The sequence below is a fragment of the Salarchaeum japonicum genome (assembly GCF_049705945.1).
Classification (GTDB): Archaea; Halobacteriota; Halobacteria; order Halobacteriales; family Halobacteriaceae; genus Salarchaeum; species Salarchaeum japonicum_A.
This window is the reverse complement of record NZ_JBNAMV010000004.1, coordinates 591,641-617,807: the sequence shown is the minus strand read 5'-3', so window position 1 is coordinate 617,807 and position 26,167 is coordinate 591,641. Positions and strand designations below refer to the sequence as shown.

General features: G+C 67.6%; 27 protein-coding genes. 20 read left to right on the top strand and 7 right to left on the bottom strand.

Translation table 11 applies throughout. The features are described 5' to 3' along the window. Positions 1-14 precede the first annotated feature (14 nt). From ACOZ4O_RS04950 to ACOZ4O_RS04935, 4 genes are all read right to left on the bottom strand, one after another. Positions 15-743, bottom strand: a complete 729-nt coding sequence (locus tag ACOZ4O_RS04950; protein WP_424524206.1) for a diphthine--ammonia ligase — start codon at positions 741-743, stop codon at positions 15-17. 44 nt (positions 744-787) lie between these two features. Further along, entirely contained in the window at positions 788-1,906 is a 1,119-nt protein-coding gene (locus ACOZ4O_RS04945) for a DUF373 family protein (protein WP_424524205.1), read from the bottom strand. A gap of 45 nt (positions 1,907-1,951) precedes the next feature. After that, positions 1,952-2,950, bottom strand: a complete 999-nt coding sequence (sppA, locus tag ACOZ4O_RS04940) for a signal peptide peptidase SppA (protein ID WP_424524204.1) — start codon at positions 2,948-2,950, stop codon at positions 1,952-1,954. Between the two features lie 91 nt (positions 2,951-3,041). Continuing rightward, a complete protein-coding gene (locus ACOZ4O_RS04935; RefSeq protein WP_145843838.1) occupies positions 3,042-3,941 on the bottom strand; it encodes a coiled-coil protein in 900 nt (299 codons plus the stop codon). 294 nt (positions 3,942-4,235) lie between these two features. On the opposite strand from ACOZ4O_RS04935, the gene ACOZ4O_RS04930 reads away from it, so the two are divergent. Further along, complete coding sequence (locus ACOZ4O_RS04930) at positions 4,236-4,649, top strand: DUF371 domain-containing protein (protein WP_424524203.1); 414 nt, start codon at positions 4,236-4,238, stop codon at positions 4,647-4,649. A gap of 39 nt (positions 4,650-4,688) precedes the next feature. After that, positions 4,689-5,489 carry an endonuclease III domain-containing protein gene (locus ACOZ4O_RS04925; protein ID WP_424524202.1) on the top strand — a complete coding sequence of 267 codons (801 nt, stop codon included), beginning with the start codon at positions 4,689-4,691 and terminating at the stop codon, positions 5,487-5,489. On the opposite strand, the gene ACOZ4O_RS04920 is transcribed toward ACOZ4O_RS04925, so the two are convergent. The 3 genes from ACOZ4O_RS04920 to ribH all read right to left on the bottom strand — a co-directional run bounded on the left by ACOZ4O_RS04920 (position 5,486) and on the right by ribH (position 8,013). Then, positions 5,486-6,388, bottom strand: coding sequence for a lysine exporter LysO family protein (locus tag ACOZ4O_RS04920; RefSeq protein WP_424524201.1), 903 nt, complete (start codon positions 6,386-6,388; stop codon positions 5,486-5,488). The genes ACOZ4O_RS04925 and ACOZ4O_RS04920 overlap by 4 nt on opposite strands. 78 nt (positions 6,389-6,466) lie before the next feature. Further along, positions 6,467-7,612: a pyridoxal phosphate-dependent aminotransferase gene (locus tag ACOZ4O_RS04915; protein WP_424524200.1), complete on the bottom strand. Its 1,146-nt coding sequence runs from the start codon at positions 7,610-7,612 to the stop codon at positions 6,467-6,469. Then, the gene (gene ribH / locus ACOZ4O_RS04910; RefSeq protein ID WP_424524199.1) at positions 7,609-8,013 is read right to left on the bottom strand and encodes a 6,7-dimethyl-8-ribityllumazine synthase; all 405 of its coding nucleotides are present in this window, start codon (positions 8,011-8,013) and stop codon (positions 7,609-7,611) included. Before ribH ends, ACOZ4O_RS04915 begins: the two co-directional genes overlap by 4 nt. A gap of 77 nt (positions 8,014-8,090) precedes the next feature. Between ribH and ACOZ4O_RS04905 the strand changes: the two genes are divergently transcribed. The 18 genes from ACOZ4O_RS04905 (at position 8,091) to ACOZ4O_RS04820 (ending at position 26,134) form a co-directional block, all read left to right on the top strand. Further along, positions 8,091-9,818 carry a flippase activity-associated protein Agl23 gene (locus tag ACOZ4O_RS04905; RefSeq protein ID WP_424524198.1) on the top strand — a complete coding sequence of 576 codons (1,728 nt, stop codon included), beginning with the start codon at positions 8,091-8,093 and terminating at the stop codon, positions 9,816-9,818. A gap of 53 nt (positions 9,819-9,871) precedes the next feature. Then, the gene (locus tag ACOZ4O_RS04900; RefSeq protein WP_424524197.1) at positions 9,872-11,101 is read left to right on the top strand and encodes a 5-(carboxyamino)imidazole ribonucleotide synthase; all 1,230 of its coding nucleotides are present in this window, start codon (positions 9,872-9,874) and stop codon (positions 11,099-11,101) included. Then, the gene (gene purE, locus ACOZ4O_RS04895) at positions 11,098-11,703 is read left to right on the top strand and encodes a 5-(carboxyamino)imidazole ribonucleotide mutase (RefSeq protein ID WP_424524196.1); all 606 of its coding nucleotides are present in this window, start codon (positions 11,098-11,100) and stop codon (positions 11,701-11,703) included. Before ACOZ4O_RS04900 ends, purE begins: the two co-directional genes overlap by 4 nt. A gap of 115 nt (positions 11,704-11,818) precedes the next feature. Further along, positions 11,819-12,217, top strand: coding sequence for an NADH-quinone oxidoreductase subunit A (locus tag ACOZ4O_RS04890; protein ID WP_424524195.1), 399 nt, complete (start codon positions 11,819-11,821; stop codon positions 12,215-12,217). Beyond that, positions 12,210-12,917, top strand: a complete 708-nt coding sequence (locus ACOZ4O_RS04885) for an NADH-quinone oxidoreductase subunit B (protein WP_424524194.1) — start codon at positions 12,210-12,212, stop codon at positions 12,915-12,917. Before ACOZ4O_RS04890 ends, ACOZ4O_RS04885 begins: the two co-directional genes overlap by 8 nt. 67 nt (positions 12,918-12,984) lie before the next feature. Next, positions 12,985-14,610 (top strand): NADH-quinone oxidoreductase subunit D, encoded by a 1,626-nt coding sequence (locus ACOZ4O_RS04880; protein ID WP_424526146.1) that lies wholly within the window; start codon positions 12,985-12,987, stop codon positions 14,608-14,610. Continuing rightward, on the top strand, positions 14,607-15,656 hold the full coding sequence (locus ACOZ4O_RS04875) for a complex I subunit 1/NuoH family protein (protein WP_424524193.1): 1,050 nt from the start codon (positions 14,607-14,609) through the stop codon (positions 15,654-15,656). The genes ACOZ4O_RS04880 and ACOZ4O_RS04875 overlap by 4 nt, the downstream gene beginning before the upstream one ends. Then, complete coding sequence (locus ACOZ4O_RS04870) at positions 15,653-16,114, top strand: NuoI/complex I 23 kDa subunit family protein (protein ID WP_424524192.1); 462 nt, start codon at positions 15,653-15,655, stop codon at positions 16,112-16,114. Before ACOZ4O_RS04875 ends, ACOZ4O_RS04870 begins: the two co-directional genes overlap by 4 nt. Next, positions 16,111-16,386 (top strand): NADH-quinone oxidoreductase subunit J, encoded by a 276-nt coding sequence (locus tag ACOZ4O_RS04865; RefSeq protein ID WP_424524191.1) that lies wholly within the window; start codon positions 16,111-16,113, stop codon positions 16,384-16,386. Before ACOZ4O_RS04870 ends, ACOZ4O_RS04865 begins: the two co-directional genes overlap by 4 nt. Next, the gene (locus ACOZ4O_RS04860; RefSeq protein ID WP_424524190.1) at positions 16,386-16,709 is read left to right on the top strand and encodes an NADH-quinone oxidoreductase subunit J; all 324 of its coding nucleotides are present in this window, start codon (positions 16,386-16,388) and stop codon (positions 16,707-16,709) included. Before ACOZ4O_RS04865 ends, ACOZ4O_RS04860 begins: the two co-directional genes overlap by 1 nt. Beyond that, positions 16,706-17,008, top strand: a complete 303-nt coding sequence (nuoK, locus tag ACOZ4O_RS04855) for an NADH-quinone oxidoreductase subunit NuoK (protein WP_424524189.1) — start codon at positions 16,706-16,708, stop codon at positions 17,006-17,008. Before ACOZ4O_RS04860 ends, nuoK begins: the two co-directional genes overlap by 4 nt. Position 17,009: 1 nt before the next feature. After that, the gene (gene nuoL / locus ACOZ4O_RS04850) at positions 17,010-19,019 is read left to right on the top strand and encodes an NADH-quinone oxidoreductase subunit L (RefSeq protein ID WP_424524188.1); all 2,010 of its coding nucleotides are present in this window, start codon (positions 17,010-17,012) and stop codon (positions 19,017-19,019) included. Continuing rightward, positions 19,020-20,537 (top strand): complex I subunit 4 family protein, encoded by a 1,518-nt coding sequence (locus tag ACOZ4O_RS04845; protein WP_424524187.1) that lies wholly within the window; start codon positions 19,020-19,022, stop codon positions 20,535-20,537. After that, positions 20,538-22,007 (top strand): NADH-quinone oxidoreductase subunit N, encoded by a 1,470-nt coding sequence (locus ACOZ4O_RS04840; protein WP_424524186.1) that lies wholly within the window; start codon positions 20,538-20,540, stop codon positions 22,005-22,007. A gap of 49 nt (positions 22,008-22,056) precedes the next feature. Continuing rightward, the gene (locus ACOZ4O_RS04835) at positions 22,057-23,460 is read left to right on the top strand and encodes a DHH family phosphoesterase (RefSeq protein WP_424524185.1); all 1,404 of its coding nucleotides are present in this window, start codon (positions 22,057-22,059) and stop codon (positions 23,458-23,460) included. Positions 23,461-23,494: 34 nt separating this feature from the next. After that, positions 23,495-24,298 carry a CBS pair associated ParBc domain-containing protein gene (locus ACOZ4O_RS04830; protein WP_424524184.1) on the top strand — a complete coding sequence of 268 codons (804 nt, stop codon included), beginning with the start codon at positions 23,495-23,497 and terminating at the stop codon, positions 24,296-24,298. A 61-nt stretch (positions 24,299-24,359) separates the two neighbouring features. After that, positions 24,360-25,346: an ABC transporter ATP-binding protein gene (locus ACOZ4O_RS04825; protein ID WP_424524183.1), complete on the top strand. Its 987-nt coding sequence runs from the start codon at positions 24,360-24,362 to the stop codon at positions 25,344-25,346. Beyond that, positions 25,343-26,134: an ABC transporter permease gene (locus ACOZ4O_RS04820; protein ID WP_424524182.1), complete on the top strand. Its 792-nt coding sequence runs from the start codon at positions 25,343-25,345 to the stop codon at positions 26,132-26,134. The genes ACOZ4O_RS04825 and ACOZ4O_RS04820 overlap by 4 nt, the downstream gene beginning before the upstream one ends. The last annotated feature ends 33 nt before the right edge of the window (positions 26,135-26,167 follow it).

Sequence of the window (26,167 nt, the reverse complement as noted above, 5' to 3'; positions counted from 1 at the left end):
GTTCTGAACGGCTATTATTCGTCCTCTTCCAGTTGCGCGTCCGTGATTTCGACGTGGCCCCTGTTTCCTTCCCAGACGGTGTCGTACTCCAGTTCGATTGCGCGGTCGAAGTGCGGGCCGTCCGTGACGAACGTCTCGAACTCGCCGCCTTCGCCGAGTATGTGGACGCCGTACTCGTCGTTGAGGTCGCGGAGGTCGTCGAGCGCCTGGCGGTCGAGAGTGCGGCCGAGCCAGGACTCGTCGAGGCCGTAGGCGGCGACTTGGAGGATGGTGATTTCGAAGCCGGCGTCGAGCATCGCCTCGCCGAGGGATTCTGGGTCTTCCTGCCAGAGCGGCGCGAACACCTCGCAGTCGAGGCGGTCGGCCATCGCCTGGATTCGACTCGTCTGGTACTCGCTCTCTATCGCGCCGGCGGTGACGCCCGCGAGGCCGCCGTCGAGGTCGGGCTCGAGGGCTTCGAGCGCGGCTTCCAGCGGTTCGAGTTCGCGGTCGCCTTGCGCGCCCGAGTCCTCGGCGTCGAGCGCGTTCAGCTCGCCCGGGTCGACGTTCACGAGCGGGATTCCGATGCTCTCCGCGGCGAGTTCTGTGAGGCTGGTCGCGGGCACGTGGTACATGTAGGAGTCCTCCTCGGGGTGGACGGTGAGGAGGCGACCAACGTCGAGGCCGTCTTCGAGCGCGCGGTAGAGCGCCCAGTTCGAGTCCTTCCCGCCGGAGAACAACCCCACCCACTGGCCGTCGGTCATACCCGGGGTTCGCGTTCGGAGACTATAGGGGTCGCGGACTCCCGTTAGTCGTCGCCGAGCACCGCGCCGACGCGGATGCCGACGAGGCTGACGAGCACGCCCGCGACGACGAAGACGGCGAGGCGCTCCTCCGCGGAGAGGACGACGGGCGCGACGGAGAGCGCGCCGAGGTCGACGCCGCCGACGGTGACGGGGTTGAGGACGGCGGCGCGTTCGAGGAAGTAGCCCGCGAACCCCCTGACGACGAGGCCGACGGCGAGCACGCCGAACGGGAGGTTCACGTAGTTCGCGCCGAGGTCGTCCTCGCGGATGGATTCGTCGATGAGGCGGCCGGTGCTGGCGGCGAGCGCGCCGAGCGCGATCCAGGGGACGCTGTAGTACGCGAACGCCATCGCGGCGACGAATTCGCGGTCCATCGACGCCATGTCGGAGACGCCGAGCGCGCCCGCGAACACGCCGATGAGGGCGAGTCCGACGGCGACGACGTACGTGACGATGCTCACGCGCCCCGAGTAGAGGGCGTCCCGCGCCTGACTCGGGAGGCCGCTCACGGACTCGTCGATATTCAGGCCCTTGTAGAGGAGGAACACGCCGATGACGGCGGTGATGGCGGCGATGGCGACCGCGAGGCTGTTCGTGAGCGTGAGCAGTATCGGGAAGACGAGCAGGACGACGCCAAGCGGGACGAGTACGGTTCCTCGCAGCTCCTCGTCGGCGAGGAACTGCTTCAGGAGGTAGTACGTGGACTCGATGTCGCGGGCCTGCCGGACGACCACGCGGTCCACCGAATCGACCGGAAGCCGACTCTCGACGATGGGGACGACGCGCTCGTCGTCCGCGCTATCCACGACGAGAATCGCGGCGTCGGGCTCGTAGCGCTCCAGGAGCGCGTCCACCTGCTCGGCGATGGTGCGGTCCGCGCCGACGATGGACTCGGCGTTCCCCGACACGACCGCGACCGTCGACTCCTCGCCGTCGTCCCGGAGGTCGCGCGCGACCCGCAGCCCTTCGAGCAGACAGTTCACCGCGGAGTCCTCGGGGTCCGTGACGCCGTACTCCACGACGAGGGACTGCACGGCCTCCCAGCCGGCGACCGGGGGCGTGACGCCGGTCGCTCGCGGCACCGCGCCCGACCGGTCGAGACAGAGGACCAGCGTGTGCATTCAGATACGTAGAGGATGCACACCCCGGAGTAAAAACTCTCCCGTCTACTTGAACTCGAACCCGAGGTCGTCCGCGCCGACCGTGTTCGCGAGCCCCGCGCCGAACGCGAACGCGAGCGACTGCGCGCCCAGCCGCACCCGGGACGCGAGGCCGCGCTGCGGTTCGAACTCCCGCGTCTCCACGCCGGTTCCGAGTTCGGATTCGAGGTACTCCTCGACGGCGTCCCGCGTTCCGAGTTCGTCCACCAGCCCGATGTCCTTCGCGTCCTCGCCGAGGTAGACGCGCGCCTCCGTGTCTCGCACCGTGTCCTCGTCGAGGTCGCGGCCCTCGGTCACGCGCTCGACGAACTCCTCGTAGTAGCCGTCCACGATACCCTGGAGGTACTCGCGTTCCTTCTCCTCCATCTCCTTCAGCGGAACGCCCGCGTCCTTGTACTCGCCCGCCGTGAACTGCTCGTAGGACAGCCCGAGTTTCTCCATCAACCCCGACGCGTTCGGCCGCGACCCCACGACGCCGATGGAGCCGACGATGCTGCCGTCGCGAGCGAAGATGCGGTCACAGCCCGACGCGATCCAGTACCCGCCGCTCGCACAGGTGTCCGTCGCGTACGCCACCGTCGGCCCGTCGAAGTCCTCGGCCGCGTTCCGGATGTCGTCGCTCGGCACGACCTCGCCGCCCGGCGTGTTGAGGCGAACGACGAGCGCGTCAACGTTCCCGTCCGCGTCCGCGCGCTCCAACTGCTCCACGATGGCGTCCGCCGGCGTCGTTCCCGGCTGCATCGGCACCGAACTCCCGCCGTCCCGCGTGATGGGGCCGTCGACGCCGACCTCCGCGACGTTGTACGGCGCGAACACAGACTTCGCAATGTTCGCTCCCAGCCGCGCCACGGCGACGGCGGTAACGAGCGCGAGCACGATTCCCAGGAGGCGCGCGAGACTCCCGTCGGCACTCCGGACGAACACCACCCAGCCCGCGGCCGCGCCCACGACGAGCGCGAGCACGAACACCGCCAGCCGGCCGAATCGCTTGAATGCAGTATCCATACCGGCACGACACACGCGAGCGTGTTAAAAACTCACCAGTTCGACTGCATCGCTACGCGACGCGAAAACCGGAGAGATGAGAGAATCCGACTTATAGGAGACCGGACTTCTGGAGCTTCCGAAGGTCCTCGGTGTCGAGGGTTTCGCCCTCCTGGAACCGCTCGTAGATGTCCTCGGCCTCTTCCTTCGCTTCCTGGCGCTTCGCCTCGCGCTGGGACTGCTTTTCCTCTTCTTCTTCCTTGTCGAGCTCGCGCAGACGCTTCTGCACGCGAACGAAGGCCTCGTGGTGCGCGTCGGCGGCCTCCTGGGCCTCGACGAACGCCTCGTGCTTCTCGTCGGCCTCGTCACGGATGTCGTCGGCCTCCCGGTAGGCCTCGATCATCTCGTTGTGGTGCTTCTGCGCGCGGTCCGCGAGCTCAGTCACCTTCTCGTGGTGCTTCGACGCTTCGGCGCGGACTTCCTCGGCTTCCTCGACGAGCTCGTCGAGCCCCTCGGTCTGGTCGAGCTTCTCCTTGCGCGTCTGGTACTCCTCGCGCTTCTGCTCGATCTTCTCGATGAGTTCGCGCTCGTCCTCCGTCGAGAGGACTTCGGTCTGCTGCTTGAACTCGAGCTGCTCGATTTCCTCCTTGAGCTCCTCGAGGTCCTTTCCTTCGTCGAGTTCGAGGTCGGACTTGCGGTCCTCGACCTCCTCGAAGAGCTCGTTCGCGTCCGCGTTGAGCTCGTTCCGAATCTCCTTGTGCTCCTGCACGCGCTCGTTCAGTTCGTCGCGGTCCTCGCGGTGTTCCTGCGCCGCGTCGACCTTCTCGCGCGTTTTCGCGTTCAGCTCGTCGCGCTTCGATGCGCGAGAGCTCGCGAGTTGGTTGAGCTCGTTCCGTCGGTCACGGAACTGGCCCGCTTTCTTGATAAGCTGGCCTTTGGATTTATTCTCGAGTTCTTCGTCAGTAATCAGCTCGTCCGCGGACGACACGTCGATAGTTTCTTGTTCTACCATTGTTCAAACCTCGGTTCCATTCCGCCGCTGTGCGCCACACAGGCGTCGCTCGCGAGTTGCTGCGAATCGTCGTAAGTGAAAACGGCCTGTCATTCTCGAGCGGTGCTGGTGAACGCTGGGGCGTTCAGGTACTACCTAGTACCTCCTACGGACATTTAAAATTTGCCCCAGTCCGGGGTGTGCAAACAGCTACCATACGGACGTTTGCGGGGGTTTAGCACGATTCCGGGCGCGACTCAGCGAACGCCGCGCGCACATAAAGACCTTCAAGTGCGAGAGGGGCCGAACCCGGGTATGGAAGAAGTCGTGCACGCCCACGGCCACGAGAACGTCTCCGCCGACCACGCGAGCACGTTCGAGGTCACGACCGACGACTACCTCACGCCCGCCGGCGACTGCATCCTCGCCATCGACGCCGACCGCGCCCCCAGCGACTTCTCGCGCGAGTTCGTCGACGCCTGCCAGGACGAAAACGCCATCATCACCGCCGTCCTCGAAACCCCCGACGAACGCGTCACAATCACCGGACGCGGCCATCCCGACCTCGCGTTCGAGAACGACCGCGGACACGTCGGCCGCACCAGCACCTACGTCGACGACCGCACAATCATGGTGGACGCCGACGCCGCGGCCGCCGACCTCCCCCGCGACTTCGTCGCCGCGCTCGCGGACGGCGCGCCGCTCACGATGACGCTCCGCGTCGAGTAACCCCGAACCACTTTCCTCACCGCAGACGCAGTTTCAGGTATGAGCGACGAGCCAGCCGAAAACATCTCGGGCGGGCAGGCAGGCGGCGGCCGCGCGTCCGCGTTCGACCCCGGCGACGGCACCTCGCGCGTCGAGACGTTCGTCGACCGACTCGGCGAGCGGTACTGGCAGAAGACGTACGGCGGCCAGGACGCCTTCGAGTGCCTCGTGCGCACCGTCCTGAGCCAGAACACGTCCGACAAGGCGAGCCAGCCAGCTCACGACGACCTGCTGGACCGCTACGCGACCGACACCGGCGACCTCGCTCGCGCGCTCGCGGCCGCCGAGCAGGACGAACTCGCGGACACCATCAGCTCTGCGGGGCTCTACAATCAGAAATCGGAGACCCTTATTCGACTCGCGAACCGCGTCGTGGACGAGTACGGCGGCGCGTCTGCGTTCGACGAGTTCGTGAAGTCGGAGTCACCCAAGCGTGTTCGGGACACCTTGCTCGACATGAAGGGCGTCGGCCCGAAGACCGCGGACTGCGTCCTCCTCTTCGCGGGCGGCCGCGACGGGGTCTTTCCGGTGGATACGCACGTCCACCGCATCGCGCGCCGAATGGGGTTCGCGCCGCCGGACGCCGACCACGAGGACGTGCGCCAGGTGATGGAGGCCGAGGTACCGGAGTCGAAGTGCGGGTTCGGGCACACGGCGATGATTCAGTTCGGCCGCGAGTTCTGCACGGCCCGCAAACCCGCGTGCCTGGAGGGACCGGAGGCGTGCCCGATGAGCGACATCTGCGACCAGGTCGGCGTGTTCGTGCACGACGGCGACGTGGTTGACCCGAGCGAGACCTAGAACCCGAGGAAGGCGGGGACGAGAACCGGGACGAGCGAGGAGAGCACCGCGCCGTTGACGAACGCGGGGACGACCGCGCCGTTCCCGGCGGAGTCCTTGACCGCGGGCAGGGTCACGTCCATCGTGGTCGCGCCGCCGGGCGCGATGGCGGCCGCGCGGCCGAAGTGCCGGACGACGAGCGGGAGGCTGGCGAGCGCGAGCACCTCCCGGAAGACGTTCGCGAGGAAGGCGAGCGATCCGAGGTGGACGCCCGCGGCGTCGGTGATGAGGACGGCGGAGAGGCTGTACCAGCCGAACCCCGCGCCGACGGCCGCGGCCGCGCCGCCGCTCATCCCGAGGACGGCGCCGACCGCGAGCGCGCCCGCGACGCTCCCGACGGCAATCGAGGCCGGGAGCGCGAGGATTGGGATGCCGAGTCGCTTCACGCGCGAGAGGAGCGCGCCGTCCGCGCCGAGGCCGACCCCGACAGCGAACAGGAGGCCGGCGAGCGCGAGCGAGGTCGCTCGCTCGACGAGCGCGAGCGACCCGTCGGGAAGGACGGCCGCACCCGCGACCGCGCCCGCGACGAGCGCGCCGAGCACGAGCCCGGTGAGTAGTTGGGAATCTCCGTCGCCGGCGTCCACGTCGCCCGGCGCGTCGAACGACGGGAGGAACCCGCGGATGGCGTACGCGCAGGCGACGCTGCCGACGACGCTGCCGAGCGCGAGCACGAACGCGTACAGCCCGATCTGTCCCAGATTGGAGAGCACGGCGTCGCTCGCGCCGAGGCGCAGCCCCATGAGGAAGAGGAGAACCACCAATCCGATAGAGAGGAGGCGACCGGCGTGGTGGGCGGCGCGCATACCGCCGAGTCGTCCAGTCGCCACTCCGGCGAGGAGGGCGGCGAACACGGTGAACATACTCGGAGGAGGTCGATGGGAAGGAAATAGTCGTCGTTCAGGACGCCGCCGTGTGGCGTTTTCGCGTGCGAACCGTCCTCAGAGGTAGCCTTCGGTGGCGAGGCGGTCGACGGCCTCCTCGATGCGGTCCTTACTCGCGGCGTAGGAGACGCGGGCGTAGCCGGGCGTGCCGAACGCGCTCCCGGGGACGGTGGCGACGTGCGCGTCCTCCAGGGCGTTCGTGCACCACGACTGGTCGTCCTCGTCCACGGGCAGAAGCATGTAGAACGCGCCCGCAGGTACTGAAACGTCTACGCCGTGGTCGGCGAGCAGGGAGACGAGGTGGTCGCGGCGCTCCTCGAATGCGTCGACCATCTCGGTCACGGCCTCGTCGGTGTATTCGAGGGCTTCGACGCCCGCGTGCTGAACGAAGTTCGTCGCGGAGGAGACGGAGTGCGAGTGCACCTTCCCCGCCTGCGACACAGTCTCCTCGGGCGCGGCGAGGTAGCCGAGCCGCCAGCCGGTCATCGAGTACGCCTTCGAGAAGCCGTTTATCGTGACCGTGCGCTCGAACATCCCGTCGAGGCCCGCGAGCGAGACGTGCTCCGCGCCGTAGTTGATGTGCTGGTATATCTCGTCGGAGATGACAGTGATGTCGTGGTCGACCGCGAGGTCGCGAACGCCCTCCATCGCCGCCCGGGAGTACACCGCGCCGCTCGGGTTGCTCGGGCTGTTCACGACGAGCAGTTTCGTCTCGTCCGAGACGGCGTCGGCGAGTTCGTCGAGCGCGGGTTCGAGCTGAAAGTCGTGCGGAGCGAGGTCGACCCGGGTGAGGTCGCCGCCCGCGATTTTCGCCATCGCCTCGTAGGACACCCACGCGGGGTCGAGGAGGACGACCTCGTCGCCGTCGTCCACGAGCGCCTGGAACGTCTCGAACAGCGCCTGCTTCGCGCCGGGCGTGACGACGACGTTACTCGACTCGTACGGCAGTCCGTCGTCGTTCAGCTTCGACGCGATAGCCTTCTTCAGGCTCGGGATGCCGTTGGACGGCGCGTATCCCGTGTGACCGGCCTCGAGAGCGTCCTCGGCCGCTTCGACGACGTTCTCGGGCGTGGGGAAGTCGGGTTCACCGACCGAGAGGTCGACGACGTCCTTCCCTTCCGCCTCCAGTTCGCTTGCGAGGTTCGACACCGCGAGGGTGGCGCTCGGTTCGACTCGTTCGACGCGGTCCGCGTACTCAGTCATTGTAGTTCCTCCGCGAGGTGAATCGCGCTCTCGACGGCCTCCCGGCCCTTCGACACGCGCTCCCGGGCTTCTGCACCGCTCATTCCGGGGCCGCTCACGCCGAACGCGACCGGCGTGTCCTGCTCCAGGCTCACGTCCGTGAGCTTCTGGGCGGTCGCGTGCGCGATGACCTGGTCGTGGTCGGTGTCACCGGTGACGATGGCGCCGACGACCGCGACGGCGTCCACGCCGTCCCGGCGGGCGAGACGGTCCGCGGCGAGCGGCGCGTCGTACGCCCCCGGCACGGACACCGTCTCGACGACATCGGCGTCGGCGTCCGCGGCGGCATCGCGCGCCGCGTCCGCCATCCCGTCGGTGACGCTGCTGTTGAACTGTGCGACCACGAGGCCGAGAGAGACCATGCCGGAGAGAGCGCGGGACGGGGCTTAGTGCTACCGTCTTCGGAAAGTCTTTGCCCCACCCCGAACGTGCCTTCGGTATGCTTCCGTCCCGCCTCGGCCGCCGACGCGTCGTCGCCGGCCTCCTCGCCCTCACCGCGGCCGCCCTCCTCGTGCGGTTCTGGGCGCTCGGTCTCAGAGCCTTCCACTGGGACGAGGGCCGCGTCGGCTACTGGATCCTCCGCTACGTCGAAACCGGCCACTACGACTACGAACCCATCATTCACGGCCCCTTCCTCTACCACGTCAACAAGTACGTGTTCGGGCTGTTCGGCGCGACCGACGCCACCGCGCGCGCCGTCGTCGCGCTGGTCGGCGGCCTCCTCCCGCTCGCGGCGTGGCTGTTCCGCGACCACCTCACCGACGTCGAAATCCTCGGGTTCGCCGGCTTCCTCGCCATCAACCCCGTGCTCGTCTACTACAGCCGCTTCATGCGCAACGACGTCCTGGTCGCCGGGTTCAGCCTGCTCGCGCTCGGATTGGTCGTCCGCGCGCTCGCCACCGGCCGCCGCTGGTACTGGCCCGCCGCCGTCGTCTCGCTCGCCCTCGCCTTCACGACGAAGGCGAACGCCGTCCTCTACCTCGCCTGCTGGGCGGGCGCGCTCCTCCTCGTCGCCGACCACCGCGTCCTCGGCGGAGACGAGGGCTGGGTCGCCGACCTCCGCGCGTGGATGTGGAACGCCACGGACGCCACCGTCGCCTGGGTCGACGGTCTCCGCGACCCCGACCAGCGCGAGGGCGACATCCCCTCCCACCTCGTCGCCGGGTTCGACGCGCTCGCGGACGGCGCGCTCGGCAAGTACCTTCCCCGACTCGTCGGCCTCGGCGTCCTGTTCTCGGTCGTCATCGCGTTCTTCTTCGCGCCCCGCCCCGGACTCCTGCACGCGTTCACGAGCCTCGACGGCTTCGAGGCCGCGACGCTCGGCGCGTTCGACGAGATGTTCTCCGTCTGGGGCGGCGGCCACGAACACAGCTACGTCGAATACCTCGAACTCGCCGTTCGCGCGCACGCCGCGGTCGCGCTCCCGCTCAGCGCGTTCGCGGTCGCCGGGTTCGTCTACGACCGCTACTGGCTCGGCCGCCGCGACTTCGTGGAGTTCTGCGCGTACTGGGGGCTGCTTAGCGTCGTCGGCTACCCCATCGTCACCGACATCCCCGCGCACTGGTCGCTCGTCCACGCGATGGTGCCGCTCGCCGTCCCCGCGGCCGTCGGCGTCGGCTGGATCGCGGAGCGCGGAGTCACGTTCTGGCGGCGCGGCGACCGCGTCGGAGCAACCGTCGCCGCCGTCGTCCTCGTCTGCGTCGCCGGCTACGCGGGCGCGACCGCCTACCAGACCTCGTACGCGAACGCCGCGGACGCCGACAACCCACTCGTCCAGTACGGCCAACCCGGACTCGACGACGCCCTCCTCGCCGACCTCGACGCCGCCACCGACGGCACCGAGAACACCGTGCTGTTCTATGGCGAGCACTTCCACACCACGACCGATCCCTCGCCCTACCTCGTAGACGGCACCCGCGAACCACAGCACTGGAGCTGGCGACTCCCCCTCCCGTGGTACCTCGAACGATTCGGCGCCGACTCGGAGAGCACGCTCTCCACAGAGGAAGTCACCGCCGAGCAACCGCCCGTCGTCGTCGCGCTCGCTGAACACTACGACGACCTGAACCCCGCCCTGGAGAACTACACGGCCTACACGTATCGGCTCACGTCCACGGACACGCCGACCGTGTTCTGGATCCGGAACGATACGCACGACCCTGCCTAGTTCTCGAACGCCTTCGGCAACTCTTATGCAGGAGTGAGGGGTGGTATCGGGTGATGGATTCGCTCGTCCCCGGTGGCACGCTCGGCGTCGTCGGCGGCGGCCAACTCGGCCGGATGCTCGCGGAGGCCGCGAGCCCGCTCGGCGTCGACGTGGTCGTCCTCGACCCGACACCCGACTGTCCCGCCTGCCCGCCCGCGGCCGACCAGCTCGTCGCCGACTTCGACGACCGCGACGCGCTCGAATCGCTCGCGGCGCGCGCAGATGTCCTCACCTACGAGATCGAACTGGCGGACGCGGACGCGCTCGAATCGCTCGACGCGCCCGTCCACCCCGCTCCCGACTCGCTACGGACGACGGGCGACAAACTCGCGGAGAAGCGCGCGCTCGCCGACGCCGGCCTCCCCGTCCCCGCGTTCCGAGAAGTCCACTCCGAGAGCGACCTCCGCGACGCCTTCGACGACCTCGGCAGCCCCCTCATGCTGAAGGCGCGCCGCGGCGGCTACGACGGCCGCGGGAACCACGTCGCCGCCACCGTCTCGGACGCCGTCGGCTACTTCGACGACCTCACCGGTCTCGTCGCGGAGGAACTCGTGGACTTCGACCGCGAACTCTCCACCATCGGCGTCCGCGGCGACGGCGAGCGCGACGCCTTCCCCGTCGTCGAGAACGTCCACGAGGACGAAATCCTCCGCGAGACCGTCGCGCCCGCCCGCACCGACGACGCCACTGTCGAACGCGCCCGCGAGGTCGCGCTCGACGTGCTCGACGCGCTCGACGGTCGCGGCGTGTTCGGTATCGAGCTGTTCGAGACGCAGGCGTCCGGTCAGGACGCCGAACGCGCGAGCGGTGACGAGAGCGACGCTCTCGTGAGCAACCCAGAACGCCCGCGTTCTGGTGACGGCGAGGAGCCGCGAGCGGACACCGAAATTCTCGTGAACGAAATCGCTCCTCGTCCCCACAATTCGGGGCATTACACCATCGAGGGCGCGCACACTTCGCAGTTCGAACAGCACGTTCGCGCCGTCCTCGGTCTCCCGCTCGGCTCCACCGAACTCCGCGCGCCGACCGCGATGGCGAACCTGCTCGGGACTGGAGAGGAACGGCCCGCCAGCCTCGCCGGTGCCGCCGACGCGCTCGGCGTGGAGACCGCGGCGCTCCACTGGTACGGGAAACGGGACGTGCGTCCCCTGCGAAAGATGGGGCACGTCACCGCCAGCGGCGACGACATCGAGACCGCGCTCTCCCGTGCGCGAACCGCCCGCGACGCACTCGACTTCCAATGACCGTCCAAGATCTCATCGACTTCTTCGAATCCGACGCGGAATCGGCGCGCGAACACACGCCCGACGTGGGTATCGTGATGGGGTCGGACTCCGACCTCGACACGATGGCTGGCGCCGCGGACGCCCTCACCGACCTCGGGTTCGCGGAGGAGACCGACCCCGACGACCCGCCCGCGGGCTACTCGTTCGAGACGTGGGTCGTCTCCGCGCACCGGACGCCCGACCTCATGTACGCGTACGCGGACACCGCCGCCGACCGCGGCCTCGACGTCATCATCGCGGGAGCAGGCGGGAAATCCGCCGACCTCCCGAACATGACCGCGTCCATCGCGTACCCGGTGCCCGTCATCGGCGTGCCCGTCCAGGAGAAGTCCGTGGACTCCGTCATCGGGATGCCGACCGGCGCGCCGCTCACCGCCGTGGACGCCGGGAAGTCGTACAACGCGGGGCTGTCCGCCGCGCAAGTGCTCGCGCGCTCGGACGACGACCTGGAAGCCCGCCTGCGCGACCTGCACGACGACCGGCGCGCGGGCGTCGCCGCCGTCTCCCGTGACCTCCACGACCGCGGCGTCGAGGGTTTCCGCGACCGCCGCGACGACTGACCGAACCCGTTCCTTCGAGACGACGCGAAACGCCCGTAGACGCCGTCGTTCGGCCGTCGACGTAAGAATCAACGTTTATAGGTGTGGCTGATGAATCGACGGACGATACGGAGTTATGAATACCTGGATCGCCATCGGCGCGCTGGCGGCTGTTGGCGTCATCATCCCTCTCTCGATGGTGGCCGTCTCCACCCTGCTACGCCCCAGTGTGCCCGAACAAGGGAAACGCGCCGCGTTCGAGAGCGGCGAGGTTCCGACCGGGAGCACGCGTCTTCGGTTCAACATCCAATACTACATGGTCGCGTTGCTGTTCGTCGTCTTCGACATCGAGACCGTGCTCATTCTCCCCTGGACCGTCATCTATCGGTCCGCGGTCGACAGTCAGGGCCTCGTTGCCGCGCTCGCACCCATGCTCGTCTTCATCGCTGTTCTCGTTATCGGGCTCGTGTGGGCGTGGCGGAACGGCGCGGTGAGTTGGGTGCGGAACCCACGGTACGAGTACAAGCATGAGTAGTGACACGCCACGGGACGCGATAGCCGAGAGCACAGTACCACAGACCAAGACCCGGGAGGCCCGCATGGGCGAGGGCGTCGACGACCGATTCAATTCGAAACTGCGCGAAGCGCTCGGCACCTCCCCGTTCATCCTCACGAAGTTCGATAAGTTCATGGACTGGGTTCGCGGGAACTCGATGTTCATGCTGCAGTTCGGTATCGCCTGCTGCAGCATCGAGATGATGCACACGTACGCGGTCAAGCACGACCTCGACCGCTTCGGGTCCGGCGTGCCGCGCGCCAGTCCCCGGCAGGCCGACGTGATGATCGTCCCCGGAACCATCGTCTCGAAGTTCGCGCCCCGGATGAAGCGCGTCTACGACCAGATGCCCGAGCCGAAGTTCGTCGTCGGCATGGGGTCGTGCACGATTTCGGGCGGTCCGTTCCAGGAGGGCTACAACGTCCTCAAGGGCGCGGAGGAGGTCATCCCCGTGGACATCCACGTCCCCGGGTGTCCGCCGCGTCCCGAAGCGCTCGTCTACGGCGTCGTGAAGCTTCAGGAGCGCGTGATGCACGGCGAGAGCGCGCCGGTGACGGTGAAGCCGTACGAACTGGAGGAGTTCGGCGACCTCGACCGCGACGAACTCGTACAGGAACTCGCGGACGAGATCGACGAGGAAACGCTCGTCATGCGGTACAACTGGGCTGACTCGCCATGACGGAGGGAGACAGATGAGTCAGGCAGACGACACCCCGGAAGAGGACCCCGAACCGTCGGTGGAGCCGATGGGCGTCGACTACGACGCGCTCGAAGACCTGCTCGGCGACGCCGTGGTCGGCCGCGAAACCCACCTGAACGCCGATGGCTTCGTGGTGCGCGCCGACCGCGTCGAGGAGTCGCTGAGCGCCCTGAAGGAAGAGGCGGGCTTCGACCACCTCTCCGCAGTCACGGGTCAGGAGTACGAGGACCGCTTCGAGTCCATCTACCACCTGAAGAAGTACAACGACCCGACCGAGGAGGTCTCCGTCGTGGTGCCGACGAGCCGCGACGACCCCGTGAGTCAGTCCGCATCCTCCGTCTTCAAGACGGCTGAGTGGCACGAGCGCGAGGCGTACGACCTCGTCGGCGTCCAGTACGACGAGCACCCCGACCTCCGCCGCATCCTCCTGCCCGAGACCTGGCAGGGCCACCCGCTCGGCCGCGACTACAACCAGAACAAGCCCCAGATCGTCACGTTCGAGGAGAACAAGAACCCCCTGCAGGGCAAGTTCGAGGACGAGGAGTCCGACACGATGTTCCTCAACATCGGTCCGCACCACCCGGCGACGCACGGCGTCCTCCACCTCGAAACCGTGCTGGACGGCGAGCAGGTAGCGGACGTGGAACCCGACATCGGCTACCTCCACCGCTGCGAGGAGCAGATGGCGCAGAACGGGAACTACCGCTACCAGATTATGCCGTACCCCGACCGGTGGGACTACGCGTCCGCCGGCCTCCTGAACGAGTGGGCGTACGCCCGCACCGCCGAGGACCTGAACGACATCGAGGTCCCGGAGTACGCGCAGGTCATCCGGACGATGGGCGCGGAACTCTGCCGCATCGCCAGCCACATGCTCGCGCTCGGGACGTTCTGCCTCGACATCTACGGCGAGTTCACGGCTATCTTCATGTACGCGATGCGGGACCGCGAGAACGTCCAGAAACTCCTCGAAGACCTCACGGGCCAGCGGATGATGTTCAACTACTTCCGCCTCGGCGGGGTCGTCTGGGACATCCCCGAACCCCGGGAGACGTTCTTCGACAACGTCCGGGACTTCCTCGACGAACTCCCGAGTCGGCTGGAGGAGTACCACGACCTCATCACCGACAACGAACTCTTCCAGCTCCGCTGCATCGACACGGGCGTTCTCGACGCGGAGACGGCGAAGGACTTCGGCGTCACCGGTCCCATCGCCCGCGCGTCCGGCGTGGACTACGACCTCCGCCGCGACGACCCGTACGGCTACTACGAGCACCTCGACTGGGACGTCGTCACCGAGTCCGGCGGCGACAACTACAGCCGCCTCTTGGTGCGGATGCGGGAGGTCGAGCAGTCCGCGCGCATCATCGAACAGTGCGTCGACCTCCTCGAAGACTGGCCCGAGGACGACCGCGAGGTCCAGTCGAACGTCCCGCGCACCCTCAACCCCGAAGCAGATAGGGAAACGTACCGCGCCGTCGAGGGCGCGAAGGGCGAACTCGGCGTCTACATCCGGTCGGACGGCACCGGGAAGCCCGCGCGCTTCAAGATTCGGAGCCCGTGCTTCTCGAACCTGCAGGCGCTCCCCGCGATGAGCAACGGCGAGTACATCCCGGACCTCATCGCGACCCTCGGCAGCCTCGACATCATCCTGGGTGAGGTGGACAGATGAGCACGCTCCCGGTCACCATCAGCGAACTGCTCGGGTACGGCGCGACCCCGCCGCTCTGGATGGAAGTCCTGAGCGCGCTCCTCGGCGCGGCGTTCATCGCGACCGTGCTGCTGACGCTGAGCGCCGTTGCTGGACCGTGGGCGAAACGGAAGATTACGGCGGCGTTCACCGACCGTATCGCAGTGAGCAAGGTCGGACCGTTCGGCCTGTTCATCATCGTCGCGGACGCCGTCCGCCTCCTCTCGAAGGAACGCATCGTCCCCGAGGGCGTCGACCGGCCCGCGTGGGACCTCGCGCCGTTCCTCCTGCCGTTCAGCGCGCTCCTCGGGTTCGCGGTGATTCCGATGGGGAACGGCATCCAGCTCGCCGACCCCGAAGTCGGCATCGCGTTCGTGTTCGCCGTCTCCTCGCTCTCCGTGCTCGGCATCGTCGCCGGCGGATACGCGTCCTCGAACAAGTACTCGTTCCTCGGCAGCATGCGTGCCGTCGCCGAGAGCATCGCGTACGAGATCCCGCTCGTCATCACCGCCGCGTCGGTCGTGCTGCTCGCGGGGTCGCTCCAAGTGAGCGAAATCGTCGCCGCGCAGTCCGAGACGCTCGCCGTCGTCGCCGGCGTTCACATCCCGATGTGGTTCGGGTTCGTGAACCCGTTCGCGTTCGCGCTGTTCGTCGTCGCGAACCTCGCGGAAGTCGGACGGAACCCGTTCGACCTCGCGGACGCGCCGAGCGAACTCGTCGCCGGCTACCAGACCGAGTACTCCTCCGTCTACTTCGTCCTCTTCTACCTCGGGGAGTTCCTCCACATCTTCCTCGGCGGCGCCATCATCGCCACGCTCTTCCTCGGCGGCCCCGCCGGCCCGTGGATCCCCGGTATCGTCTGGTTCATCGCCAAAATCTGGGCGGTGTTCCTCTTCACGCAGTGGTGTCGGTCCGCGGTTCCCCGCATCCGGGTCGACCAACTCATCGAGATCGGGTGGAAGGGCATGCTCGTGCTGTCCTTCGCGAACCTCGTTCTCACCGCAGTCATCGTGGGGGTGATCGCATGATAGGTGTACTCAAATCCATGGCGACGACGATGAAGCACGCGCTCGACGGGAAGACGTTCACCGTCGAGTATCCAGATACGGCGCCCGAAGTGAGCCCGCGGTTCCGCGGGATTCACAAGTTCAGTCAGGAGCGCTGTATCTGGTGTCGGCAGTGCGAGAAGGTGTGTCCGAACGACACCATCCACATCGTCACCGACGACAAGCGACAGGGCGAACAGTACAACCTCCACGTCGGCCAGTGCATCTACTGCCGACTCTGCGAGGAGGTGTGTCCCGTGGACGCCATCCTGTTGACGCAGAACTTCGAGTTCACCGGGGACACGAAGCACGACCTCGCGTACAACAAGGAGCAGTTGAAGAACGTCCCGTGGTACAAGGACATCGACCCGCTCGCGGCCCGCGAACCGGACCGGTCCGCGTGGGTCGGCGAGGGTGAAGGCGAGGTGGATTACCAGTGACGCTCGTCGAAACGGGCGCGTTCGCCGTGCTCGCGCTGACGACGCTCGCGTTCAGCCTCGGCGTTGTCCTGATGCGTGACATCTGGCACTCCGCGCTGATGCTCGGCGGCGCGCTGCTCTCGCTCGCCGTTCACTTCGTGTGGTTGAACGCGGAGTTCCCGGCGGCGATGCAGGTTCTCGTGTACGTCGGCGGCGTGCTCGTACTCATCGCGTTCGCGGTGATGCTCACACGCGCCGAAGAGGAAGACGAAGACGTGGAGGTGGCGGGCTGATGGCGCGCTTTCGCTTCGCGGAGGACATCCGCGTCCTCCCCGGATTGGTCGCCGTCGCGCTGTTCGTCGTGATGGCCGCGGCGTTCCTCGGCGCGAACCTCCCCGACCCCGCGGGCTTCCCCGCGGACGCCACCCTCATCGCGGACATCGGGTACTCGCTCTTCGACTTCACCGAGGAGAGCGGCGTCCCGACCGAGGGCTTCCTCGCCGCGTTCGAACTCATCGACCTCGTGCTCGTCGCGGCGCTCGTCGGCGCCATCCTCCTCGCGAAACGCGAGGACGGCAGCATCGGGAACCCGCTCAACTGGGGTGACGACGAGTGATACCCACCGAGTACTTCCTGCTGCTGTCCGCCGGCATCTTCTGCATCGGCCTGTTCGGCGTGCTCACGCGGCGGAACGCGCTCGTGTTCCTGATGAGCGTCGAACTCATGCTGAACGCCGCGAACCTCAACTTCATCGCGTTCAGCCACATGCACGGCAACCTCGTCGGACAGACGTTCAGCCTGTTCGCGATGGCGCTCGCGGCCGCGGAAGTCGCCGTGGGCATCGGTATCGTGCTCGCCCTGTACCGGAACTTCAAAGGCGTCGATGTGACGATTCCTACGTCAATGAGGTGGTAAGATGGCGGGTGCACTCGACTACGCTGCGGCGATTCCCGCCCTGCCGCTCGCCGGATTCCTCGTCGCGCTCCTCGTCGGCCACTACGCGCCGCGCGTCCTCCCCCGGGACGGCGCGATTCCCGGAATCCTCGCGACCGCAGGGTCGCTGGCGCTGTCCGTGTGGGTCTTCTTCACGGTCAGCGGCGGCGAAACGCTGAACGAAGAACTCTACACGTGGGTCGCCGGCGACGGCACATTCAGCCTCCACTTCGGCCTGCTCATCGACCCGTTGTCGGCGATGATGGCCGTGCTGGTGTCGCTGATCGCGCTGCTCGTCCACGTGTTCAGCCTCGGCTACATGAACGACGAGAACGAACCCGGCCGGCCGCGCTACTACGCCGGCCTCGGGCTGTTCACCGCGAGCATGCTCGCGTTCGCGCTCGCCGACAACCTCCTGATGAGTTTCGTCTTCTTCGAACTCGTCGGCTTCTGCTCGTGGTGGCTCATCGGCCACTGGTACACCCGGCCCGGCCCCGCGAGCGCCGCGAAGAAGGCGTTCCTCGTCACGCGCTTCGGCGACTACTTCCTCCTCCTCGGTCTCGTGGGGATTCTCGGGACGTTCGGCACCGCGACGTTCACCGAACTCCCCGAACTCGTCACCGCCGGACTCGACGGCGGCGCGACCACGTACTTCGGGCTGAGCGCCCAGAACTGGTTCGCCGTCCTCGGCCTGCTCGTCCTCGGCGGCGTCATCGGGAAGTCCGCGCAGTTCCCGCTCCACACGTGGCTCCCGGACGCGATGGAGGGCCCGACGCCCGTGTCGGCGCTCATCCACGCCGCGACGATGGTGGCGGCCGGCGTCTACCTCGTCGCCCGCATGTACGGGTTCTACGCGCAGCTCCCGACCGTGCTCGCGATTATCGCGCTCGTCGGCGGGTTCACGGCGCTGTTCGCGGCGACGATGGCGCTCGTGAAGCGCGAAATCAAGCAGGTGCTCGCGTACTCCACTATCAGCCAGTACGGCTACATGATGCTCGGCCTCGGCGCCGGCGGCTACGTCGCCGGCGTCTTCCACCTGCTCACGCACGCCGTGTTCAAGGCGCTCCTCTTCCTCGGCGCGGGAATCGTCATCGTGGCGATGCACCACGACGAGGACATGTGGAACATGGGCGGCCTCAAGGACAAACTCCCAGTGACCTACTGGGCGTTCCTCGCCGGGTCGCTCGCGCTCGCCGGCATCGTGCCGTTCGCGGGCTTCTGGTCGAAGGACGCCGTCCTTCACGAAGCCCTCGTCTACGGCCTCGGCGGGAACACCGCCGTACTCGTCGCCGCCGTCTTCGGGCTGGTCGCCGTGTTCTTCACCGGGTTCTACACGATTCGGATGGTGCTCCTCACCTTCCACGGCGAACCCCGGAGCAGCGAGGCGGAGTCCGCGCACGGCGTCGGCTGGAACATGAAACTCCCCGTCGCCGTTCTCGGCGTCGGCGCGGCCGTCGTCGGGTTCGTCAACCCCGGCCTGATTCACGAACTCACCGGTGCGAGCGTCACCTTCCTCGACTCGTGGCTCCAGGGCCCAATCGAGACGACCGCCGCACACCACTACCACGAGCTCGTGGCCGCGAACGCCGCCTACACCGCGACCGAGGTCAGTAGCGTGCTGACCGCGGGCGTCTCCCTCGCCCTCGCGCTCGCCGGCGTCCTGCTCGCGTGGCTGCTCTACCGCGGCCCCGAACCCGCCGAGCACACGGAGAAACTCGGATCGGTGAAGACCCTGTTCTACAACAACTACTACCAGGACGAGTTCCAGGACTGGCTCGCGACCGGTGTCGCGCTCCCCGTCTCCAAGGGCGCGAGCAAATTCGACCAAGGAATCGTCGACGGCGTCGTCGACGGCGTTTCGAGCGTCACCCTGTTCAGCGGCGCACAGACCCGTCGCCTGCAGACCGGACAGGTGTCGAACTACGTTATGCTCCTCGCGCTCGGCCTCGTCGTCATCCTCGCCGTGGTCGGGTTCCTCGGGGGGTGGTTCTAGATGTTGATAGAAGCCCTACTCGCAGTCACGTTCCTGAGCGCCATCTGTGTCATCGCCGCGCCCGAGAAGTGGGCGGCGAAACTCGGGTTCGCGCTCAGCCTCCTGCCCCTCGCGGGCAGTCTCCTGTTGTACAGTCGCTACGACGGCGCGGGTAACGCCCTCCTCCAGAGCGGCACGCCCGCCTTCGAGACCACCCGACAGTGGATATCGTTCGGCGAGTACGCGCTCCAGTGGCACGTCGGACTCGACGGAATAAGCCTCCCGCTGGTGCTGCTCACCGCCGTCATGACCACCATCGCTATCGTGACCGCGTGGAGCTACATCGACGAGCGGCGTTCCGAGTTCTACGCGCTCCTCCTGTTCACGGAAGCCAGCCTGTTCGGCGTGTTCGCCGCGCTCGACTTCTTCGTCTGGTTCGTGTTCTGGGAGTTCGTGCTTGTCCCGCTCTACCTCCTCATCTCCGTCTGGGGCGGCCCGCGGCGGACGTACGCCGCGATCAAGTTCTTCGTGTACACGAACGTCGCGAGCCTCGTGCTGTTCATCGGATTCATGCTCGTCGTGTTCGCGTCGCCCGTGCAGTCCTTCGATCTCGCGGCCGTCGCGGCCGCCGTGCGCGGCGACGAACTCACGACGTTCTACGGGCTCGCACCCGACACGATAACGACAGTCGCGTTCTTCGCGCTGTTCTTCGGATTCGCCGTGAAGACCGCGCTTGTTCCCTTCCACACGTGGCTTCCCGACGCGTACACGGAAGCCCCGACCCCGGTGACGCTCGTGCTCGCCGGCGTCGTGACGAAGATGGGGACGTACTCGCTCCTGCGGTTCAACGTCACGATGTTCCCCGAGACCACTCGCGAGTTCGCGCCGTTCCTCGGGGCTCTCGCCGTTATAACGGTGCTGTACGGGTCGTTCGTCGCGGTGAGCCAGCAGGACCTCAAGCGCATCGTCGCGTACACCTCGATTCCATCGATGGGCTTCGTGCTGCTCGGCCTCGTCACGTACACGACGTACGGCCTCGCCGGCGCGACGTTCCAGATGGTGAGCCACGGCCTCCTCATCGGCGTGCTGTTCCTCGCCGTCGGCGCCATCGAGCGCTCCGCCGACACGCGGATGGTCGATAAGCTCTCCGGCGTCGCGTCGGAGATGCCCGTGACCGCGAGCGTGTTCGTCGCGGGCGCGTTCGGCTACATGGGACTCCCGCTGATGAGCGGGTTCGCCGCGGAGTTCTTCATCTTCACCGGCTCCTTCCAAGCCGGCTACGAGAACGCCGCGCTGTTCACGGCCGTCGCGATGTTCGGCATCGTCATCATCGCCGGCTACCTGCTGTGGACGATGCAGCGCGTGCTCTTCGGCCCCTACGAGGTCGACACCGACGCCGCGGTCGCCGACCCGGCACGGATTGCGCTCGCGCCCGGCGTCGTCCTCATCTTGCTGGCTATCGGACTCGGCGTCGCCCCCGACGCCTTCATGGGTATGATTCAGGACTCCGTCAACGCGATTCTCGGAGGTGGTGTATAGATGGTCGAACTCCCACCGCTCTCCCCGCAGTACGCCCTCGCGCTCGCGGCCCTGCTCGTGCTCGCAGTGGACACGCTCGCGCCCGGTGACCGCAAGGACGGCCTGCTCGCGTCCATCGCGGGCGCCGGCACGCTCGTCGCGACCGGACTCGCCGTCTGGTTCGCGTGGGCCGGCACCGGAAGCGACGCCTTCACCTCGTTCGAGGGCGCGCTCGTCGTGGACGACCTCGCGCTGTTCTTCACGGTGCTCGTCGGGTCGATCGCCACGCTCGTCGTCGCCGCGTCCTACGACTACGTTCGTGAGCACGCGCACGCCGCCGAGTACTACGCGCTCGTCCTGCTCGCCACGACCGGGATGAGCGTGCTCGCGGCCGCGAACAGTCTCGCGACCGTGTTCGTCGCGCTCGAACTCGTCAGTCTCCCGTCCTACGTCCTCGTCGGCTTCCTGAAGTCGAACAAGGACAGCGTGGAAGCCAGTATGAAGTACTTCCTCGTCGGCGCGCTCTCCAGCGCGGTGATGCTGTACGGCATCAGCCTCGTCTACGGCGCGACCGGGTCGCTCGCGCTCGCCGACATCGGAGCCACGGCGGCCGAACAGTCCCTGGACGGCGTGTTCGGCGTCGGCGTGCTGATGGTGCTCGGCGGGTTCCTGTTCAAGACCGCGAGCGTCCCCTTCCACTTCTGGGCGCCCGAGGCCTACGAGGGCGCGCCCGCCCCCATCAGCGCCTTCCTCTCCAGCGCGTCGAAGGCCGCCGGGTTCGCGGCGGCGTTCCGCGTGTTCACCGTCGGCTTCCCGCTCGACGCGGTCGCGTCCACCGTGAACTGGGCGCTCGTCCTCGCCGTGCTCGCCGCGGTGACGATGACGCTCGGGAACTTCGCCGCCGCCCGCCAGGAGTCCGTCAAGCGCATGCTCGCGTACTCCAGCATCGGTCACGCCGGCTACGTCCTCATCGGACTGGCCGCGCTCGCCGGAGACGCCGACGGACTCGTGCTCGGTGCGAGCATGATGCACCTGTTCGCGTACGGCTTCATGAACACGGGCGCGTTCCTCTTCGTCGCGCTCGCCGAACACTGGGGCGTCGGCGAGACGTTCGAGGACTACGCGGGCCTCGGTCGCCGCGCACCCGTCGCGTCGCTCGCGATGACCGTGTTCGTGTTCAGTCTCGCCGGCCTCCCGGTCGGCGTCGGCATCCTCTCGAAGTACTTCCTGTTCGCGTCCGCTGTCGACGCCGGATTCGTCTGGCTCGTCGCCATCGCGGTCGTGAACAGCGCGCTCTCGCTCTACTTCTACTCGCGCGTCGTGAAGGCGCTCTGGGTTACGGAGCCCGAGACGGCGTTCGACATCCGCAGCCGACCGGCCGGCCTGTACGCCGCCGTCGTCACCGCGGGCGTCGTCACCGTCCTCCTCCTCGTCGCGTTCGACCCGGTCGCTGATACCGCCGTCTCCGCCGCCACCGCCCTTCTCGGGTAGTCGGCGGTAGACGGTAGGTTTTAGGCCGGCCGCAGGATAACCGGACGTGATGGTATTCCGGCTCGTCCTCGGGTGTGGGACGACAGGTCACGCGGTCGTCGACGAACTCGGCGGCCAGTCCGGCGACCTGCTCGTCCTCGACTCGGACGCGAGCCGCGTCGAGTCCCTCCGAAACGAGAAAGTGCCCGCGGAGACGGCCGACATCACCGACCCCGTGAGCATCGACCGCGAGACCGACCCCGACATCGTGTTCGTCGGTGCCGACGACCCCGAGACGAACCTCGCCGCCGTTCGCGCCGTCACGACCACGTACCCGGACGCGTACATCGTCGCGTTCTCGGGGTTCGGCGCGACCCGTTCGACGCAGCAGGTGCTCGACGCGTCCGCCGACCGCGTGGTCAACGCCGGCGCCGCAGTCGTGGACGACGTGGCGGAGACCGCCGCGCGCGGGGACTCGGGACGCGTCCACGACCTCCGCGGCACCCTTCAGGACGTGGACGGTCGGCTCGCCGTGTTCATGCACGACAACCCCGACCCCGACGCTATCGCCGCCGCGGTCGCGCTCACCCGAATCGCCGAGGGCGTCGGCACGCCCGCGGACGCCTGTTACTTCGGCGAAATAAGCCACCAGGAGAACCGGGCGTTCGTGAACCTCCTCGAACTCGACCTCGTGAACCTCGACCCGGACGCGAACCTGGACGACTACGCGGGCATCGCACTGGTCGACCACTCGCGGCCGGGGGTGAACGACCAACTCCCGCCCGACACCGACGTGAACGTGGTCATCGACCACCATCCCTCCGAGGGCGAGATAGACGCGGACTTCGTGGACGTACGTCCCGAGATGGGTGCGACGAGCACGATTCTCGTGGAGTACCTCAGCCAGCTCGGCGTCGACCTCGACACGTCGGTCGCAACCGGCCTCCTCTACGGGATTCGCGTGGACACGAAGGACTTCTCCCGAGAGATAACGACCGCGGACTTCGAGGCCGCCGCGGAACTCCTCGCGTACGCCGACGTGGACGTGCTGGAGCGCGTGGAGAGCCCGAACATGAGCGCGGACACGTTCGACGTCATCGCGCGCGGCATCGGAAACCGTCAACTGAACGGGTCCGTACTCGCCTCCTGCGTCGGCGCTCTCAACGACCGGGACACGCTCGCGCAGGCCGCGGACCGCCTGCTCGCGATGGAGGGCGTCACCGTGACGTTCGTCTACGGGTTCATGGACGGCACCGTGTACGCGTCCGCTCGCGCCCGCGGCGCGGACGTGGACCTCGGGAGCGCGCTCCGCGAGGCGTTCGACGCGCTCGGGAGCGCCGGCGGGCACGCGGACATGGCGGGCGCGCAGATACCGATGGGCGTCTTCGACGTGCTGGACGGCGACGCCGCGGACGAACTCCAGGCCGTCCTCGAAGACGCTATCGCGGACCGGTTCTTCGCGGCGGTCCGGTAGCAGGGCTTTTCCTCTCCGGTGCGCTACGTTTCGTATGGACGAGGCGTTCGAGAACGGCCCCGGGAAACCGAAGGTCAGCGAGTACATGACGCGGGACGTACAAACCGTCTCGCCCGACGACACCGTCGCCGAGGTCGCGGAACGCATCGTGACCAGCGACGGCCACAACGGCTTCCCCGTCACGGACGGCCGGCGCGTGGAGGGGTTCGTGAGCGCTCGCGACCTCCTGCGCGCGGACGAGGACGCCGCCATCTTCGCCGTGATGAGCAACGACCTCATCGTCGCGCATCCCGACATGGACGTGACGGACGCCGCGCGCGTCATCCTCCGCTCCGGCATCCAGAAACTCCCCGTCGTGGACGACGCCGGCCACCTCGTCGGCATCATCTCGAACGCGGACTTCATTCGCTCCCAGATAGAGCGCGCGACCCCGGAGAAGGTCGGGAAACTGATGCGCACGCTTGAATCCATTCACGGTGTAGACGCGGGCGAGGAGCGCCGCACCGTCCGCATCAGCGAAATCGTCCCGACCCAGAACCGCGTGTACGCGGACGAGCTCGAGGGCCGCCAGTACGAACTCGAACGCGGCCTCACCGAACCGCTCGTCGTCATCGACAACAAGGGCGACCTCCTGCTCGCGGACGGCCACCATCGCGTGAAGGCCGCCGAGCAGGCCGGTATCGAGGAGATGGACGCGTACGTCATCGTGCTCGACCGCCGCGTCGACTTGGGGATGGCCAAGACCGCCGAGAAGGAAGGCCTCGAATCCGTCGCCGACATCGAGGTCGTGGACTACGCCCGCCACCCGCTCGTCGAGACCACCGAACGCTTCCAGTAAGCACGCTGACCGATCTCTCGTTCTGGAAAGATTTACCTCGAGACGCCGGGAGAGTCCGTGTATGCAGCAAGCGCAGGCGCGGACGCGCGACGACGCGACGGCCGAGACGGTCCTCCACGTCGACGGTCTCCGGAAGACGTACGGCGAGGGCGACGACGCCGTCACCGCGGTGGACGGCGTCTCCCTCGACGTGTCCCGGGGCGAGGTCGTGGGCGTGCTGGGGCCGAACGGCGCGGGGAAGACGACGACAATCAAGTCGATTCTCGGCCTCGTCGTCCCGACCGATGGAACGGTGGAAATCGCGGGTGTGAACGCTCACGAACGGCCGCGGGAGGTGTACCGACACGTCGGTGCGATGCTGGAGGGCGCGCGGAACGTCTACTGGCGGCTCACCGTGCGGGAGAACCTCGACTACTTCGCGGCGCTCGCCGCGAACCCCGCGTCCCGGGAGCGCCAGGACCGCCTGCTCTCCCAGTTCGGACTCGCGGAGAAGGCCGACGACCCCGTGAACGACCTCTCGCGCGGCCAGAAACAGAAGGTGTCGCTCGCGTGCACGCTCGCCCGCGGAACCGACGTGGTGTTCCTCGACGAGCCCACGCTGGGGCTCGACGTGGAGGCGTCGCTCGAACTCCGCCGCGAACTCCGACGGCTCGCCGAGGAGGAGTCGATCACGGTCGTGCTCTCCAGTCACGACATGGACGTGGTGGAGGCGGTCTGCGACCGCGTCGTCATCCTCTCGAACGGCTCGGTCATCGCGGACGACCCCGTCGACGACCTCGTCGGCGTGTTCGAGATGCAGGCGTACCGCGTCGAGGTCGCGGGCGCGCTCTCCGACGCTACGCGAGAGACGCTCGAAACGCGGTTCGACGCGGCCGACTGGACGACGCGCGGCGACCGCACCGCGTTCGACGTGACGCTCTCCGGCGACGCGTCGCTCTACGACGTGCTCGACGTGCTGCGGAACGCCGGACTCACGCTCTCGGACGTGGACAGCCACGACCCCGACCTCGAAGACGTCTTCCTCTCCGTCACGGAGGACGCTCGATGACCACTGACGTATCGCTCGCGGACTACGCCCGGTTCTTCCGGGCGTCCGCGCGCAAGACCGTCCTCCTACTCGTGCGGTATCCCGTGAACACGCTCTCGCAGGTCGGGACGCTGATTCTCGTGTTTTTCGTCATCTTCTACGGCGGCCGCGCGGTCGCACCCGCCGCCATCGACGACTCGCTCTCCGGCATCATCGTCGGCTACCTCCTCTGGAGCATGGCCATCGCCGCGTACAGCGGGCTGTCGTGGGCGGTCACCCGCGAAGCCCAGTGGGGGACGCTCGAACAGCTGTTCATGTCCCCGCTCGGGTTCGGGCGCGTGATGGCGACCAAGACGATAGTGAACGTCCTCGAAGCCTTCCTCTGGGGCGCTATCACGCTCGCCGTGATGCTCGTCGTGACCGGGCGGTCGCTCGCGCTCGACCCGCTCACCGTGGTGCCGCTCGGCGTGCTCGCCGTCGCGCCCGCCGTCGGCATCGGGTTCGTGTTCGGCGGGCTCGCCATCCGCTTCAAGCGCGTGGAGAACGCCTTCCAACTCCTCCAGTTCGTCTTCATCGCGCTCATCGCCGCGCCCGTCGCCGACTACCCGCTCCTGAAGTGGCTGCCGCTCGCGCAGGGAAGCAACCTCCTCCAGCGCGCGATGGCGGACGGCGTCCCGCTCTGGCGGATGGCGCCCGCCGAACTCGGCGTGCTCGTCGCCACCGCGGTCGGCTACCTCGCCGCCGGCTACGCCGCCTTCCACTACTGTCAACGCTGGGCGCGTCGCGCCGGCGTGATGGGACACTACTAGGCCGGCGACACGCGGAACCTTAATGGATTGTGC